This is a genomic window from Pseudomonas lini, assembly GCF_030812475.1.
Taxonomy (GTDB): domain Bacteria; phylum Pseudomonadota; class Gammaproteobacteria; order Pseudomonadales; family Pseudomonadaceae; genus Aquipseudomonas; species Aquipseudomonas lini_A.
This window is the reverse complement of sequence record NZ_JAUSSR010000008.1, coordinates 155,667-172,365: the sequence shown is the minus strand read 5'-3', so window position 1 is coordinate 172,365 and position 16,699 is coordinate 155,667. Positions and strand designations below refer to the sequence as shown.

The window sequence follows — 16,699 nt, the reverse complement described above, 5'->3', positions numbered from 1 at the left end:
ACTGACTAATGTTTGGTATCAGCTTCTCTGAACTGCTGCTCGTCGGCCTCGTGGCCCTGCTGGTGCTGGGCCCCGAGCGTCTTCCGGGCGCCGCGCGCACCGCCGGCCTGTGGGTCGGGCGCCTGAAGCGCAGCTTCAACGCGATCAAACAGGAAGTTGAACGTGAAATTGGTGCCGACGAGATCCGTCGGCAATTGCACAACGAGCACATTCTGTCGATGGAGCAGGAGGCGCGGAAGATTTTCGCGCCGACCCAGCAGGAACCGACACCCGTTGCGCCTGTGACGGAGCAGACAGTTCAATCGCCGATGACAGTCGTTGCGCCTGCTGCCTCTACCGAAACGGTGACTGTCATTGAACCGCCGGCGGTTGCAGCACCTGCGGTTGAACCCGTCACACCCGCGGCTGCGCCTGTGGCGCCTGCCCCTCATGACCCCACATTGCCGCCGCGAGCCCCATGAGCGATCTTCCTGAAAACGACCAGCACATGCCGCTGGTTTCGCACCTCACCGAGTTGCGTACCCGCCTGCTGCGCTGTGTAGCGGCGATTTTCATCATCTTCGCCGGGTTGTTCGCCTTCACCCAGCAGATCTACACCTTTGTCTCCACGCCGCTGCGCCAGTACCTGCCAGTCGGCGCGACGATGATCGCCACCGACGTGTCCTCGCCGTTCCTGACGCCGCTGAAGCTGACCATGATGGTGTCGCTGTTCCTGGCAATCCCGGTGATCCTGCATCAGATCTGGGGCTTCATCGCGCCGGGGCTGTACAAGCATGAGAAACGCATCGCGGTGCCTTTGCTGGTATCGAGCATCCTGCTGTTCTACACCGGCATGGCGTTCGCCTATTACCTGGTGTTCCCGCTGATCTTCAAATTCTTCGCCGCCGCCACCCCGGCCGGCGTGGAAATGATGACCGACATCAGCAGCTACCTCGACTTCGTCATGACACTGTTCTTCGCCTTTGGCGTGGCGTTCGAAATCCCGGTAGCCGTAGTGCTGCTGGTGTGGATCGGCGTGGTCAACGTCGTCTACCTGAAGAAGATCCGTCCCTATGTGATCATCGGCTGCTTCGTGGTCGGCATGATCCTCACTCCGCCGGACATCTTCTCGCAGACCCTGCTGGCGGTACCGATGTGGCTGCTGTTCGAGATCGGCATCCTGTTCAGCGGCCTGATCAGCAAACGCGGCGAGCACCCGGACGACCAGCCGGCTGACGATCACAACGACCAGCCGCCAGCGACCCAGCCGTGAACCTGCTGCTCCTCGAAGAGGCCGACTTCATTGCGGCCGACCGCGCCATCCTGCGCGATCGCCGGTTGACTCACATGCAGGAAGTCCATCGTTCGGTGGTGGGCGACAGCCTGCGGGTCGGGCGTATCGGCGGATTGATGGGCTCGGCCGAATTGCTGCGCCTGGACGCCGATGAAGCGGAGTTGCGCGTTACCCTCGACCAAACCCCGCCAGCCAAGCTGCCATTGACCCTGATACTGGCCCTGCCACGGCCCAAAATGTTGCGCAGGGTGTTTCAGACCGTTGCGGCCATGGGTGTGCCGCGAATCGTGCTGGTGAACAGCTACCGCGTCGAGAAGAGCTTCTGGCAAACCCCTTTTCTGGAGCCGGAAGCTATTCGTGAGCAATTGATCCTCGGCCTCGAACAGGCGCGGGACAGCGTGCTGCCGGAAATCATCATCGAGAAGCGCTTCAAGCCATTCGTCGAAGATCGCCTGCCAGCGATGACCGAAGGCACCCTCGGCCTCGTTGGCCACCCTGGCAACTACCCGCCCTGCCCTCGTGGCCTGGATGAACCGGTGACCCTGGCCATCGGCCCCGAAGGCGGCTGGATCCCTTACGAAATCGACTTGCTGGGCAAGTCCGGCCTGCAACCGGTGCAGCTCGGCGAACGCATCCTGCGGGTCGAAACCGCCGTCACCGCGTTGCTCGCCCGCCTGTACTAATCCGCACTCCATTCTAGACATAGAACCTGTGGGAGCGAGCTTGCTCGCGATTGCGGACTGCCAGTTAACACATGTGTTGACTGACCCACCGCCATCGCGAGCAAGCTCGCTCCCACAGGAAAATTCATCGTCCCAGCCAACCTGTACCCCTACAGATTCCCGCCCGCCAGCCGATATACCCCTGATACAACCAATATATGGTTCGATGGAGTTGCAACATGTACCAATGGCTAGCCGAGAAACTGGGGAACGTCAGCGTCAATCGCAAACTGGGGGTCGGCTTCGGTCTGGTGCTGCTGCTGACATTGTTGATCACCTTCACCGGCTGGACCGGCCTGAACGGGGTGACAAACCGTGGCGACAAACTCGGGTTCATTTCCAGCCTCAATGAGCTGAGCAAGGACCTGCGCATTGCCCGCCTGGAATACGACATGCGTCGCGGCGAACAGGGCCCGGGAGCGGTCAACGACCTGTTGGGCCAGCTCGACACCGGCTTGAAAACCGCCCGCAGGATGATCGAACAACCCGCCGACGCCGCCATGGTCGACCAGCAATTGGCTGCCGTTGCCGAGTACAAGCGTGCCTTTGCCGACATGACCCAGGCCAACGCCACTCGTGAAGACGCCCGCAGCAAGCTGGGAGCGACCGCCGACAACGCCGTGGCCCAGGTCGCCGAAGTGGAAAAAACCCTGCTGCAAGGTGAAAGCGTCGCCGACTACAACAACGTGATCGAGCTGAGCAAACTGCTCCAGCAAGCGCGTTATCAGGTTCGCGGCTATACCTACAGCGGCAAGGCCGAAGCCGAACAACCGGCGTTGGACGCTATCGAAAAAGCCCTGCAAAGCCTCGCGGACCTGCCGTCCAAAGTGCCGGTTCAGCACCTCGCCAATCTGCAACAGGCCACCGAATCGCTGAAAGGTTATCGCGCTGCCGTCAGCCAGTTCCGTGACTCGCAGGTGGCAAACGCCACCGCCCTGCAATACATGGCTACACAAGGCAACATCCTGATCGATCTGAGCAAGAAGCTGACGGCGTCGCAAACCGTGGTGCGTGACAGCGATGCCGCGCACGCCAAAAACATGCTGTTGCTGGCGGCCCTGCTGGCCCTGGCTTTCGGTGTGCTCGCGGCTTGGGTCATCACCCGTCAGATCGTGGCTCCTCTCAACCAGACACTCAAAGTCGCCGAGCACATCGCCGCGGGTGATCTGACGCACAATCTCGTTTCGCAGCGTCAGGACGAACTCGGCCAGCTGCAACGCGCCATCCAGAGCATGACCCAAGGCCTGCGCGAACTGATCGGCGGCATCGGCGATGGCGTCACGCAAATCGCCAGCGCGGCTGAAGAGCTATCCGCCGTTACCGAGCAGACCAGCGCCGGAGTCAACAGCCAGAAGGTCGAGACCGATCAGGTTGCAACTGCCATGAACGAAATGACCGCCACGGTCCAGGAGGTCGCGCGCAACGCTGAAGAGGCCTCCGAAGCCGCCGTCGCCGCCGACCAGCAGGCCCGCGAAGGTGACAAAGTGGTCGGCGAAGCCATCGCCCAGATCGAGCGCCTGGCCCTCGAAGTGGGCCACTCAACCGTCGCCATGGGCGATCTCAAGCGCGAAAGCGACAAGATCGGCAGCGTGCTCGACGTGATCAAATCCGTGGCCCAGCAAACCAACCTGCTGGCCCTCAACGCCGCCATCGAAGCCGCACGCGCCGGTGAAGCCGGGCGCGGTTTCGCCGTGGTCGCTGACGAAGTCCGCAGCCTGGCGTTGCGCACCCAAAAGTCCACCGAAGAAATCGAAGAGCTGATCGTCGGCCTGCAAACCGGCACCCAGCAAGTGGCGACCATCATGGACAACAGCCGCAGCCTGACCGACAGCAGCGTCGAACTGACCCGCCGCGCGGGTGGCTCACTGGCCAACATCACCCGCACCGTGTCGGCGATCCAGTCGATGAACCAGCAGATCGCCGCCGCAGCCGAGCAGCAAAGCGCCGTGGCCGAAGAGATCAACCGCAGCGTGCTGAACGTGCGTGACGTGTCCGAGCAGACTTCGGCTGCCAGTGAGGAAACTGCAGCCTCCAGTGTTGAACTGGCGCGGTTGGGAACGCATCTGCAGATGCTGGTGGGACGGTTCAAGGTTTAGGAAGCACCACAAAACTTCAGAGTGACAAAACCTGCCGCTAGAACGCCTCCACTCAAGCTGACTGGCGATTTCGACAATGGCAGGTTATCAACAGGCCCGCGACCCTTTGTCCCGAAGGTAGCTCGATACATTTGAATCGAACCTCACCGTCCCAGATCAGAAGGTCGCAGCCTGACTGACAGCAGCGTCGGGCTTATCCAATCAGAGGCCAGGTCATTCTTGAATGGGGGAAATCAGAGCCTTATTCCAAACAAAACTTTGATGCTAGACCTCTTTAAACGCGTTATCCACTAACAGTTCTGATAGTGGTCGCCGAGGCTTTTTTGAGTGTTAATCAACCCTGTTAACCCTCATCCAAAGGTGTCCTCATGTCAATCCAGGAACAAAATCACGAACTTCAAACACCTAACTCTTTTTTATTACCGCCCACCGTGTCTGACACAGAAAATGATGTATTGAACTACAACAACCTCACGACCAGCCCAATCGTAAAAGTTCCGCCTTGGATCGGAATCAACAGCCAGTCAAAACTATGGCTACATTGCGAATGCACTTACGCCGATGGGCGCCGCGGTGTCATTGAATTGGCAGAAGCCATACCCGTGGACGATGCGACAGGTGCATCAACATTCTCCTGTGAACTGCCACTTGATGAGCTGGCCAAGTTGGGCGACAACACAAACCTTGTCATCATCCTGATGGTCAGTAACGATGGCACACTGGAAAAACAATCCTTCAGCAGTATCCGCTACAACCTGATGTTTCAACACCCTATAGTCTTGACTGATTACAGCCGCTGGATGACAGATATCGGCACTTCCCTGGAACACTTGAAAATACATGATCTGGTATTAGCCGAAACCCATCATGCGGGTGTCGACCAGGAAGGCGCTGGTTGGCCGGCGGATCAATGGGGGGCTTGTCAAGACGACTCTTTCGCCTATCAACTGAAGAATGGTATTCGAGCGTTTGATCTGCGCATGGTTTGGGCGGACCACGGTTACAGGTTTGAACACAGCGGCTTTCACGCAAGCCGTCGATTATACCATTGCATCAATGCAGTCAAGGAGTTCGCAGCACAAAATCCCGGGGAGATAGTGATCTTAGATTTTCAGAAAGTTGATCAAGACCAGACAGTTCAACTGGCCGCCTTAGAACAGTTGTTATTTGTACTCCGTGATCACTGCATTCCCGCCGACGCGCGTGACCTGACGATCAAACAGATCCGAAAACGATACCCTGGCAAGAATGTCATTGTCGCCTGGAGCCTTCCAAATCCAGTTTGCTGGACAACTGTTAGCCAAACATGGAATAAACAGGATTTAAATGACGAACACTCCGTTGCCATGCACATGGACGACATCTGGGGCAAAACGCAGCCAACCGGACTTTGGTCAGTGTTTGCATGCGGCTACGATATTTTGGGCCCTATACGATTTAACTCTTCAGCGATTCATTGGGAGCGTTTTTTTAGCCGCGTGGGATCGAGTAGCTATCGCCAGCCCACCAGGGGCAATATGATTTACCTCGACTTTTTCGCTGGAACTGGCGTAGTCGACAGATGCATAAATGCCACGCGAGACAGGGCAAATAAAGCCGCGTTAACTGTCGCCTCGGGCTTTACCGTCAACCTGATAGGCAAACATGACGCTCAATTGAAATGGGAGAGCCCATCAGAAACTGGACGCCTTCGCGACTACAATATTTTCCAGAACGGAACCTATCTTGCTACCGTCCCTTCCCACCCCAGAGAATATTCGATCACAGGATTAGCTGACGGAAGAACGTATCACTTCCAGGTTATCGCCAACTTCACCGATGGAATCGGTGCTGTTGCTGAAGCTACCCTGGCAATTCCAGACGTCACAAGCCCCAGCAGACCCTATCACCTGCGCATCAAGACCTATGATTTTACTAATCCCACGATATCGTTCCTTTCGTGGGAAAAGTCGACTGATAACGTCGCCGTCAGACACTACAAGATTTATCGCAACCACGAAACCAACCCAATAGGTACAACCACTGATGAACTCTTTCAAATCAATGAAACTTCTGGGGTTACCTACGTAGTTCGCGCTGTGGATACCAGCGGCAACTATTCTGACTCTGATCCGCTGTCAGCGATCGGCGACCTGATACCACCCACCAAACCTGCCAATCTTGAAGCCACTGCGACGTATGATAATACCGTCACTCTGAAGTGGGATCCGTCCAGTGATAACGTTGCCGTCGCCGGCTACCAGATCATCCGCAACTCGACACCGATTGGAACGGTTGACAGTAACGTTTTCAGCGAAACCGTCCTCGACGGTACCTACACTTATAAGGTGCGCGCTCTGGATACGAGTGGAAACTTTACCGACTCCGACGAGTTAAGGTTCAGGATTGGCATGCCACTACCTTCCAGACCAACCAACCTCAAGGCTACGGACTATGGTGGCAAAACCTACATAGTATGGGACGGTTCGACGAGCAATGACGGTCTCTTCTATGAGATTTGGCGAAACGGCGAACCGGTGGGCAAGGTCAATCACTACTCGGGCACGCTAAGCTTTATGACTGAAGACGTGATTACTCCGTGGTCAATCGGGGTGCGGGCACGGGATATTGCTGGAAACTTTGCCGATTCCGAGACAGTGCATAACGCCCCTTCCAAGCCAACCAACCTCCGACTCACCACCATCACCGACAACTCCGTCACGCTGGAGTGGACAGCATCAAGTGATAACGTCGAGGTCACGGGCTATCAGATTTTCCGCAACAACGATCCGATCACCACAATCAACGACACCCGTTACACGGTCAGTGGCTTAACCAGTGCTACCTCCTATATTTTCAAGGTGCGCGCGCTGGATGCTGAGGGTAACTTTGCCGATTCCGATGAACTGCACGTCACCACACCAGACGAAACCGCCCCATCCAAGCCAGCCCACCTGGTAGCCACGGCGGTCACCGACAATTCCGTCACCCTGTCGTGGGTAGGGTCAATTGATAACGTCGGGGTGACCGGGTATCAGATCCTCCGAAACGATGAGGTGATCGACACCGTTGGCAGTATCCGCTATACAGCCACCGGCTTGGCCCAAGGTACAACCTATACCTTCAAGGTGCGCGCCCTGGATGCTGCCGGAAATTTTGCAGATTCCGATCCGCTGACAGTCCAAACACAAGACACAACCGGCCCTTCCAAGCCAACCAACCTCCGAACCGTCGGCCTCGCAAGCGACTACGCCGTCCTGGAGTGGAATGCATCCAGTGATAACGTCGCGGTCACGGGCTATCGAATCTTCCGCAATAACGATCCGATCGACATGACCGACATCACGTTGTACCTCGCCCATGGCTTGACCGACGGTACTTCCTATTTTTTCAAGGTGCGCGCGATGGATGCTGCGGGTAACTTTGCCGATTCCGATGAACTGCCTGTCACCACACCAGACGCAACCGCCCCTTCCAAGCCATTAAACTTGCGACCCACCGGCATCACCGGTAACTCCGTCACGCTGGAGTGGGCAGCATCCAGTGATAACGTCGCGGTCACGGGCTATGTAATTTTCCGCAACAACGATCCGATCACCACAATTAACAACACTCGTTACACGGTCAGTGGCTTAACCAGTGCTACCTCCTATTATTTCAAAGTGCGCGCGCTGGACGCTGCGGGGAACTATGCCGACTCCGATACACTGCCAGTCAAAACAATAGACACAAGCGGCCCTTCCAAGCCAACCAACGTCAAGGCCACGGACCTGATGGGCCGCACCTACATAATGTGGGACGGTTCGACGAGCAATAAAGATTTCTTCTATGAGATTCGGCGAAACGGCGATCCGGTGGGCAAGGTCAATCACCACTCGGGCACGCTAGCCTTTATGACCGAAGACGTGGTTACTCCGTGGTCAATCGTGGTGCGGGCACAGGATGTTGACGGGTACTATACCGACTCAGACCCAGCCACGAGCCCGTAGGCGTCGCAAGTACATCGCTTCAGCGTTGCAGCCGATTGCCTTGGGCTATCTCGGGATGGACGCGTCATCCGGGAGATATCGGAACTTAATTTCATGTTCAATGATTTGGCAGCGGGTACTACGTATCTCTTCGAGGTGCGCGCGATACGCGATGGGAAATACTCCGACCCAGCCTCTATCAGAGGTTGATCGAAGGTACAGGCGGCCAGCAAGGCCAACTTCGCGGGCTTGGATGAAAGCGGTCCACCATGACGGCTGCATGAGGCATGCCGTCATGGGGAGTCGAAATACGAGCGGCCCGTGTACGTAGCACCTTTGGAAATCCCGCTGAAAACTGTGCGGATGAAGTTTTCAGCAACCGCAGACTGTGATCTTCACGGCCTTATTCGCCAGGAACCTTACAGCACCTGCCTTAAAAACGCCTGAGCCCTCAGATCCTTGGGCGATGCAAAGAACTCGTCCGGCGAAGCATCTTCCAACAATCTGCCGTGATCAAAGAACAACATCCGATCCACCACTTCCCGGGCAAAGCCCATTTCATGGGTCACGCAGACCATGGTCATGCCTTCCACGGCCAGGGTCTTCATCACGTCTAGCACCTCGCCGACCATTTCCGGATCGAGCGCCGAGGTCGGTTCATCGAACAGCATGACCTTCGGTTCCATCGCCAGCGCGCGGGCAATCGCCACACGTTGCTGCTGTCCGCCGGACAAGCGCGATGGAAATTCATTGGCCTTCTGTGCGATTCCAACCTTTTCCAGCAACGCCAACGCCTTGGCCTCGCGCTCTTTCTTACCGCGTTTGCGCACAACTTTCTGCGCCAGGCAGAGGTTTTCCAGCACGGTCATGTGTGGGAACAGGTTGAAATGCTGGAACACCATGCCGACTTCACGGCGATAGGCGTTGACGTCGGTTTTAGGATCGGCCAGTTGCAGGCCGTCGATACTCACGGAACCCGAATCGAATTCTTCCAGACCGTTGAGGCACCGCAGGAAGGTCGACTTGCCGGAGCCGGACGGGCCGATCACCACCAGCACCTCACCCCGTTTCACGTGCGTCGTGACGTTATCCACAGCCAGAACCACCTGGCCGCGGGTGTCGAAGACTTTTACCAGATCGCGAACTTCAATCACTTTGCGCGAGCCTCCGTTCAAGCCGGTTGGCGATTTTCGACAGCGGCAGGTTGATCAACAGATAAAGACCGGCCACGCAGAACAGGATCTCGAACGGCGAGAACGAGGTGGTGATGACTTCGCGGCCGCTTTTAAGCAATTCAGTAATCGCGATCACCGACACCAATGAGGTGTCTTTCACCAGGCTGATGAACTGCCCGGCCAAGGGCGGCAGTACGCGCTTCAATGCTTGAGGCAGCACGACATGTCGCATCGATTGACCGGCACTCAAACCCAGAGAGCGCGCCGCTTCATTCTGGCCTCGGGCGATCGACTGCACACCGGAACGGATGATCTCCGCCACGTAGTCACCCTTCTTCAAACCAAAGGCCAGCGGCTCGTAGGTGAACGGCTTGTCGAGGAACACCAGCTTGCCGGCACCGACCTTGTTCACCGCTACAACGTTGTATGGCGCGTCGTAGATGAACGCGTCGGCCTTGCCGTTGACCACGTCAAGCACGGCTTCCTGCTCGTTGTCGTAGCCGTGGTATTTGGCTTTGGAGATCAGCTTTTTGGCGACCATTTCACCGGTAGTGCCGAGCTTGGAGGTGATGCGGTAGTCGGCGGTGTTCAGGTCTTTATAGGACTTGATGGTGCCTTCAAGCTCCTTGCGGATCAGCAGCGTCTGGCCGACCACGATGAAGGGGTCGCTGAAGTTCAGGCGCAGGTTGCGTTCCTGGGTCAGGGTCATGCCGCTGCCGATCATGTCGAACTTGTCGGTCATCAGGGCCGGGATGATGCCATCGTAGCCGGTGGACACCAGCTCCAGCTTGACGCCATGGCCTTGGTCATGGCTTTGAGGATGTCGACTTCGAAACCGATGATTTCGCCGCGCTTGTTGGTCATTTCGAACGGCATGTAAGTCGGGTCCATCCCGACTTTCAGCGTGCCGCGCTTGACCGCGTCATCGATGGCACCGGCCTGCGCCGTGTTGATTGCAACCAAAGCCGTGACGCCGACCAGCATTTTGCCTCGGGCTTCCTTCAGATTCGCAGTCACCCGCGACACCCTTGCCTCCGGCTAACACTTCCCCTTGCCGGGTGTGTAGAGGACTTGCACCTCCAAGTCACCAGCGAGGCCACCACAGCCAAGCTGGTTGCGCTTGCGCGCAACGCGCCATCCCTGGCGCACAAAAAAAACCCCGCTTTCGCGGGATTTTTGATCACGCCAACTGAGGCTGCACGCTCAGCGGCTTGAGTGGCAACAGCGGCGCATGGGGATCGGCCTTCACCGATTTGCGCCATGCTTGCAGCCATTCCGGGTGACTTTCGTCCCATATCTGCTCATGCAAGCGACCCAGGGCCACCGGATCACTGAGCAACTCCACACGCTCTTTATTGGTCAGCCCGTCCGGCCCCACTTTCATTGCGTGGCGAACCCGCTCGATCCGCAGCCATTCGATCGGCTCGGCCTGAAGGTGGCGCGAAGTCGCCAACGAGCACGCCAGGGCGTTCTGCTGTGGATCGACCACAGCCCGGACGAAGCCGTCGTTCAGCGCATGCCAGCGGTTTTCATGGGTGTACTGGTCGGTTGCCAGCAGCGCCTGTGGCGGATTGTATTCCTCGGGGATCAGGAACAGGCTTTCGTCACGGGACTTGAGGCCCAGGCCGACACGACTGGAGATCACCGACACCGGGATCGACAGCATCAACGAACCGACGATCGGCACCAGCCACCAGAGGAAGCTCGGGTTCAGCCAGATCACCAACAGCGCCCAGAAGAAGCCCAACAAGGTTTGCGGACCATGGCGTTTTACTGCCTCGCTCCACGGTGTGGAGTCATCGTCACGTTGCGGCGAGTTCCAGGTCGCGGCCCAGCCGAGGAACGCGGCGAGCACGAAACGGGTGTGGAAGATCATCCGCACCGGCGCCAGCAGCATGGAGAACAACATCTCCAGCAGCATCGACAACGTCACCTTGAACTTGCCACCGAACTCTTTCGCGCCCTTGGCCCAGATCAAGATGATACTCAGCAACTTCGGCAGGAACAGCAGCACGACGGTGGTCGAGAACAGCGCGATCGCCTTGTCCGGGTGCCATTGGGGCCACAGCGGATAAAGCTGACGGGGTTCGAGGAAGTACTGTGGCTCCATCAGCGTGTTGACCGCCAGCAGCGCCGTCGACAGCACGAGGAAGAAGAACCACAACGGCGCCGACAGGTACGACATCACGCCGGTGAGGAATACCGCCCGGTGTACCGGGTGCATGCCTTTGACCAGGAACAGCCGGAAGTTCATCAGGTTGCCGTGGCACCAGCGACGGTCACGCTTGAGTTCATCCAGCAGGTTCGGCGGCAGTTCTTCATAGCTGCCGGGCAAGTCGTAGGCAATCCACACGCCCCAGCCGGCACGGCGCATCAGCGCAGCTTCGACGAAGTCGTGGGACAGAATCGCGCCAGCGAACGCGCCTTTACCGGGCAAAGGCGCCAGGGCGCAGTGCTCGATGAACGGCTTCATGCGGATGATTGCGTTGTGGCCCCAATAGTGGGATTCGCCCAACTGCCAGAAGTGCAGACCAGCAGTGAACAGCGGGCCGTATACACGGGTCGCGAACTGCTGCATGCGTGCATACAGCGTGTCCATGCCCGACGCCCGCGGCGCGGTCTGGATGATCCCGGCGTCCGGCGTGGCTTCCATCAAGCGCACCAGACTGGTCAGGCATTCGCCGCTCATCACCGAGTCGGCGTCGAGCACGACCATATATTTGTAATCGCCACCCCAACGACGGCAGAAGTCGTCGAGGTTGCCGCTTTTACGTTTCACGCGGCGGCGACGGCGACGGTAGAAGATCTTGCCAAAGCCCTTGGCTTCGCGGCAGACATCCAGCCAGGCTTGTTGCTCGGCCACACAAATGTCGGCGTCGTTGCTGTCGCTGAGCACGAAGAAGTCGAAGCGATCAAGATTACCCGTTGCTGCGACCGACTCGAAGGTCGCTCGCAAACCGGCGAACACCCGCGGCACGTCCTCGTTGCAGATCGGCATCACCAGGGCGGTTCGAGCGTCCTTCGGAATCGGTTCGTTACCGGCGCTTTTCCCGGAAATCCGGTATTTATCATGGCCGGTGAGCAACTCGAGGAAGCCCATCAATGCAGTCCAGAAACCGGCCGACACCCAGCAGAACAGAATCCCGAACAGTATCAGGATGCTGGTTTGCAGCGCATACGGCAGCACTTGCGTGACGGTTTGCAGGAACGGCTGGTGCAGGACTTCATTCAAGTCGACGAACGACCAGCCCTGGTACGGCATGATGCCTTTCATGTACCAGCCGGCGACGATGGTCTGACCGAGCATCAGTACCAACAGAATGTAGCGCCGGATCGAACCGACGGTGCGCCAGCGAGCCGCCGGCAGCACGTTTTCGTCTTTCGGTGGCTTCGGCGGGTTGGTGCGGCCGGTCAGGCGGCGCCAGCCGCGCACCAGAATATTGGTACGCCATGGCTCCGGCACGACTTTGGTCCGACGAATCGGCGGAGTCGCCCGCAGGCAGACCCGGCCGCTGGCGTCGAGCACCAGCATTTCGGCGTCCGCCAGTTCTTCGGCGGTGTTCAGGGTCAGGCGACGACCCACCGAGGCTTGCGCAGCCTCGGTCGGTGCGTCGAACGTCGAAGACGACAAGCGTTCGTGCAATTCGCTGAAGGACTGGCAGCCCGCGAGTTCCGCGCGCTGCTCGTCGGTCATCGGTAGATGCGCCAGATACTCCGCAAGCGTCTCTGGCTGTACTTGAGAATTACTCATCGGCAGGCAACTGGTAGCTCCAGGTCTCGGTCAGGACTTCTTCAGTCGGCGCCGATTCCGGTGTGGCTGGGGCCGCGTCGGCAGCTGCAGGCTGCTTGGCGTGTTTGTTGTCCGGATCCTTGGAGTCTGCCGCAGGCTTGGCTTCGGCCTGTTTGGCTTCAGCTTGCTTGGCTTCCTTGGCTTCCTTATCCAGTTTCTCCTGCTGCCTGGCGGCGACCTTGTCGGCCTTGGCAACGGAAGAGTTGGAGGCAGGTACGGGCTTGGCCAGGTCGGCGGTCACGATGTTCTTGACCAGCGCGGCACGCATTTCCGTGGCCTTGCTCGGGTCCTTGATCTTCATGCGCAAGGTCAGGCGCCAGCCCTTGGTTTCAGGGTTGTAACGTACGCTGTTCTCGACCAGCTCGGCATTCTCGCCGACGCTGACCTGGCTGCGAACTTCCGTATCTGCAGGCAATGCCAACAGCGACGGGCCTTCGAAGTCCACCAGGTAGGCAACGCTGCCATCCACCTGACGAATCAGGTTGGATTGTTTCACGTCACCGGTGGAGCGCAGGGTCTGTTGGACCCAGGCGCTGTCCGGCGCATGAAGCGCGGCTTCGTCGATGGTCCAGTGCATGCGGTAGGCAACGTCGAGCGGCTGGCCAGGTTCAGGCAACTTTTCCGGGCTCCAGAACGCCACGATGTTGTCGTTGGTTTCGTCGGCGGTCGGAATTTCGACCAGGTCTACAGATCCCTTGCCCCAATCGCCTTTCGGTTCGATCCAGGCACTCGGGCGCTTGTCGTAGCGGTCGTCGAGGTCTTCATAGTGGCTGAAGTCGCGGCCACGTTGCAGCAGGCCGAAACCGCGCGGGTTCTCGATGGAGAAGTTGCTGACAGCCAGGTGTTTCGGGTTGTTCAGCGGACGCCAGATCCATTCGCCGTTGCCGGCATGGATCGACAGGCCGCTGGAATCATGCAGTTCGCGACGGTAGTTCAGCACTTTCGACGGCTGGTTGGCGCCGAACAGGAACATGCTGGTCAATGGCGCAACGCCAAGCTTGGTGACCTTGTCACGCAAGAACATTCTGGCCTTGACGTCGACCACGGTATCGCTGCCTGGACGCAGGGTCAGGCGATAAGCACCGGTGGCACGCGGCGAATCCAGCAGGGCAAAGATCACCAGGTGCTTGTCACCCGGTTTCGGCTGTTGAATCCAGAACTCGGTGAAACGCGGGAATTCTTCACCAGACGGCAACGCGGTGTCGATGGCCATGCCGCGGGCGGACAAGCCATAGGTGTGACCCTTGCCGACAACGCGGAAGTAACTCGCGCCGAGCATGGTCATGATCTCGTCTTGCTTGTCGGCCTTATTGATCGGGTACAGCACACGGAATCCGGCATAACCCAGTTGCTCGGTGGCTTTGGGGTCGAACTTTACGTCGCCGAAATCAAACCGTTCAGGGTCGTACTTGATCTCTTCGACGGTGTTAGCCGTGATTTCGTTGATTTTAACCGGAGTATCGAAATGCATGCCCTGATGATAGAACGACAGCTTGAACGGGGTTTTCTGATCGGCCCATTCGGCTTTCTCTGTGCGGAAACGAATTTTCTGATAGTCCGCGAATTTCATTTCGCGGAATTCGTTCGGCAGGTTACTGCGCGGGGCTTCGTATTTTTGCCCGGCCAGCTCTTTTGCCTTGACCGATACATCATCCAGGTTGAATGCCCAAAGCTGGCCGGCGCTGAGCAGGCAGAGCAGTGCAGAGCCCGCTACCAGAGCGCTTCGGAACCGTTTGGCAGACAATTTTGGTGCATTACAGGGACTAACAATCACGAGCAACCCTCGCCGAAAACAGATCAAAAAACCAACGGCCAGTTAAAGTGCCCGCACGGTGTGCGGTGAAAAACCGACCCTGCGAACCACTCTTGCCAAGTTGGCGAGCATTGTTCCGACCCCTTTGGGGCTAAATGATTCCCCAACAGGTCCCGGACAAGTCTCTACCTAAGTCAAAATGGGCCAACGAATGCTGATCCCCGTAACGCGCGATTATCTAGTATGCCGCGTTACAACACATCAGGGGCAGCCCAGTATTTCTCGCGAAAATTCCCTGTTTCCAGCCGAAAAGCGCTTAAAAAGCATGTTTCAAGCACTTTCAGGTCTGTAACAGAAAGGTGACCGGTCCATCGTTGACCAGGTGCACCTGCATATCCGCGCCGAATCTACCTGATGCCACAGTGCCATGCACCTGTTTTGCCTTTTCCAATAGATAGCCGAAAAGCTCTTCTCCCAGGGCCGGAGGGGCAGCGGTCGAAAAACCCGGACGCAGCCCGCTTCGGGTATCGGCAGCCAGGGTGAACTGAGAGACCAGCAGCAACCCGCCGTCGACATCTGCCAGGGACAGATTCATCTTGCCCTCGGCATCGCTGAACACTCGATAGTTAAGCAGCTTATGCAGAAGTTTATCTGCACTGGCTCGAGTGTCCTCTGGCTCGACGGCCACCAGCACCAGCAAACCCTGGTCCACGGCACCAACCACCTGCCCTGCTACCTCGACCCGCGCGCCTCGCACGCGTTGCAGCAGAGCCTTCATGCTTCGTCCGGCGCCAGATCGAGCAGGCGTCGGGCCATCAGATCGGCGGCACGCACCAGCGCATCGGTAATACCTGGCTCGGAAGCGGCGTGGCCAGCGTCACGAATCACCTGCAGTTCACTGTTCGGCCAGTTCTGATGCAGTTCCCAGGCATTGTCCAGCGGGCAGATCACGTCGTAGCGACCGTGGACGATCACCCCGGGCAGATGGGCGATCTTGCCCATGTCGCGGATCAGCTGGTTCGGCTCGAGAAAGGCATTGTTGGTGAAGTAATGACATTCGATGCGGGCGATGGACAATGCGCGCTGCGGCTCGGAAAAACGGTCGACTACCAGCGGGTTCGGACGCAGGGTCGCTGTGCGGCCCTCCCACATGGACCAGGCCTTGGCCGCGTGCATCTGTGCGATCTGGTCGTTGCCGACCAGGCGCTTGTGGAAAGCCGAGAGCAAATCTTCGCGCTCATCCAACGGGATCGGTGCAATGTAGTCTTGCCAGTAGTCAGGAAACAGGCGGCTGGCACCCGCCTGGTAGAACCACTCGATTTCCTGCGGACGGCAGAGAAAAATCCCGCGCAGAATCAGGCCGTGTACACGCTCGGGGTGGGTTTGCGCGTAGGCCAGCGCCAGGGTCGAACCCCAGGAGCCGCCGAACAATACCCACTTGTCTATCCCCAGGTGTTTGCGGATACGCTCGAGGTCGGCAACCAGATCCCAGGTGGTGTTGTTTTCCAGGCTGGCGTGGGGGGTGGAGCGACCACAACCGCGCTGGTCGAAAGTCACAATGCGATACAGATTCGGATCGAAATACCGGCGGCTCTGGGCATCACACCCTGCGCCCGGGCCGCCGTGAATGAACACTACCGGCAATCCTTCCGGTGAACCGCTTTCGTCGACATACAGCGTGTGAGTTGCATCGACGGCCAGATCGTGCCGGGCGTGGGGTTTGATCTGCGGGTACAAAGTCTGCATTGCGCGCTCCGTAAGGGGTCGAGGTCATCCCTGGGGGGACTTCTATTAGTCTGCCGTCCGGCATCATAAACCCGAATTACGTCTGAGCACGATCCCCTGTAGGAGCGAGCTCGCTCGCGATGGTCGTTAACGATAACGCGTCAAGTCTGACGCCCCGCGGCGCCCTCAGGTTTTTCGCGAGCAAGCTCGCTCCTACA

At 58.2% G+C, this 16,699-nt stretch carries 10 protein-coding genes and 2 pseudogenes; 6 read left to right on the top strand and 6 right to left on the bottom strand.

Annotation, left to right across the window (positions count from 1 at the left end; all coding sequences use genetic code 11):
* The first annotated feature begins 8 nt into the window (after nt 1-8).
* The 5 genes from tatB to J2W17_RS16960 all read left to right on the top strand — a co-directional run bounded on the left by tatB (nt 9) and on the right by J2W17_RS16960 (nt 8,059).
* Nucleotides 9-461: a Sec-independent protein translocase protein TatB gene (gene tatB, locus J2W17_RS16980; RefSeq protein WP_307336285.1), complete on the top strand. Its 453-nt coding sequence runs from the start codon at nt 9-11 to the stop codon at nt 459-461.
* The gene (tatC, locus tag J2W17_RS16975; protein ID WP_373459985.1) at nt 458-1,252 is read left to right on the top strand and encodes a twin-arginine translocase subunit TatC; all 795 of its coding nucleotides are present in this window, start codon (nt 458-460) and stop codon (nt 1,250-1,252) included. The genes tatB and tatC overlap by 4 nt, the downstream gene beginning before the upstream one ends.
* Entirely contained in the window at nt 1,249-1,956 is a 708-nt protein-coding gene (locus J2W17_RS16970; protein ID WP_307336283.1) for a 16S rRNA (uracil(1498)-N(3))-methyltransferase, read from the top strand. Before tatC ends, J2W17_RS16970 begins: the two co-directional genes overlap by 4 nt.
* Before the next feature lie 218 nt (nt 1,957-2,174).
* Nucleotides 2,175-4,091, top strand: coding sequence for a methyl-accepting chemotaxis protein (locus tag J2W17_RS16965; protein ID WP_307336280.1), 1,917 nt, complete (start codon nt 2,175-2,177; stop codon nt 4,089-4,091).
* Nucleotides 4,092-4,459: 368 nt separating this feature from the next.
* A complete protein-coding gene (locus J2W17_RS16960; protein WP_307336277.1) occupies nt 4,460-8,059 on the top strand; it encodes a fibronectin type III domain-containing protein in 3,600 nt (1,199 codons plus the stop codon).
* 398 nt (nt 8,060-8,457) lie between these two features.
* Here J2W17_RS16960 and J2W17_RS16955 read toward each other — a convergent pair whose 3' ends face one another.
* The 6 genes and pseudogenes from J2W17_RS16955 to pip form a co-directional block, all read right to left on the bottom strand.
* Nucleotides 8,458-9,192, bottom strand: coding sequence for an amino acid ABC transporter ATP-binding protein (locus J2W17_RS16955; RefSeq protein WP_307336274.1), 735 nt, complete (start codon nt 9,190-9,192; stop codon nt 8,458-8,460).
* Nucleotides 9,185-10,197, bottom strand: a pseudogene (locus tag J2W17_RS16950) (transporter substrate-binding domain-containing protein). Before J2W17_RS16950 ends, J2W17_RS16955 begins: the two are co-directional and overlap by 8 nt.
* Before the next feature lie 196 nt (nt 10,198-10,393).
* On the bottom strand, nt 10,394-12,964 hold the full coding sequence (mdoH, locus tag J2W17_RS16945) for a glucans biosynthesis glucosyltransferase MdoH (RefSeq protein WP_307336271.1): 2,571 nt from the start codon (nt 12,962-12,964) through the stop codon (nt 10,394-10,396).
* Nucleotides 12,957-14,777, bottom strand: a complete 1,821-nt coding sequence (locus J2W17_RS16940) for a glucan biosynthesis protein (protein ID WP_307336268.1) — start codon at nt 14,775-14,777, stop codon at nt 12,957-12,959. Before J2W17_RS16940 ends, mdoH begins: the two co-directional genes overlap by 8 nt.
* Nucleotides 14,778-15,096: 319 nt before the next feature.
* The gene (gene dtd, locus J2W17_RS16935) at nt 15,097-15,534 is read right to left on the bottom strand and encodes a D-aminoacyl-tRNA deacylase (protein WP_307336264.1); all 438 of its coding nucleotides are present in this window, start codon (nt 15,532-15,534) and stop codon (nt 15,097-15,099) included.
* The gene (pip, locus tag J2W17_RS16930) at nt 15,531-16,502 is read right to left on the bottom strand and encodes a prolyl aminopeptidase (RefSeq protein ID WP_307336260.1); all 972 of its coding nucleotides are present in this window, start codon (nt 16,500-16,502) and stop codon (nt 15,531-15,533) included. The genes dtd and pip overlap by 4 nt, the downstream gene beginning before the upstream one ends.
* 119 nt (nt 16,503-16,621) lie before the next feature.
* Between pip and J2W17_RS16925 the strand changes: the two are divergent.
* Nucleotides 16,622-16,699 (top strand): annotated as a pseudogene (locus J2W17_RS16925) (outer membrane lipoprotein carrier protein LolA); the annotation flags it as partial.

What these genes read in the sequence shown, in the direction of transcription:
- tatB (WP_307336285.1), top strand. Translation starts at nt 9, where the DNA reads ATGTTTGGTATCAGCTTCTCTGAACTGCTGCTCGTCGGCCTCGTGGCC.
- tatC (WP_373459985.1), top strand. Translation starts at nt 458, where the DNA reads ATGAGCGATCTTCCTGAAAACGACCAGCACATGCCGCTGGTTTCGCAC.
- J2W17_RS16965 (WP_307336280.1), top strand. Translation starts at nt 2,175, where the DNA reads ATGTACCAATGGCTAGCCGAGAAACTGGGGAACGTCAGCGTCAATCGC.
- J2W17_RS16960 (WP_307336277.1), top strand. Translation starts at nt 4,460, where the DNA reads ATGTCAATCCAGGAACAAAATCACGAACTTCAAACACCTAACTCTTTT.
- mdoH (WP_307336271.1), bottom strand. Translation starts at nt 12,964, where the DNA reads ATGAGTAATTCTCAAGTACAGCCAGAGACGCTTGCGGAGTATCTGGCG.
- dtd (WP_307336264.1), bottom strand. Translation starts at nt 15,534, where the DNA reads ATGAAGGCTCTGCTGCAACGCGTGCGAGGCGCGCGGGTCGAGGTAGCA.
- pip (WP_307336260.1), bottom strand. Translation starts at nt 16,502, where the DNA reads ATGCAGACTTTGTACCCGCAGATCAAACCCCACGCCCGGCACGATCTG.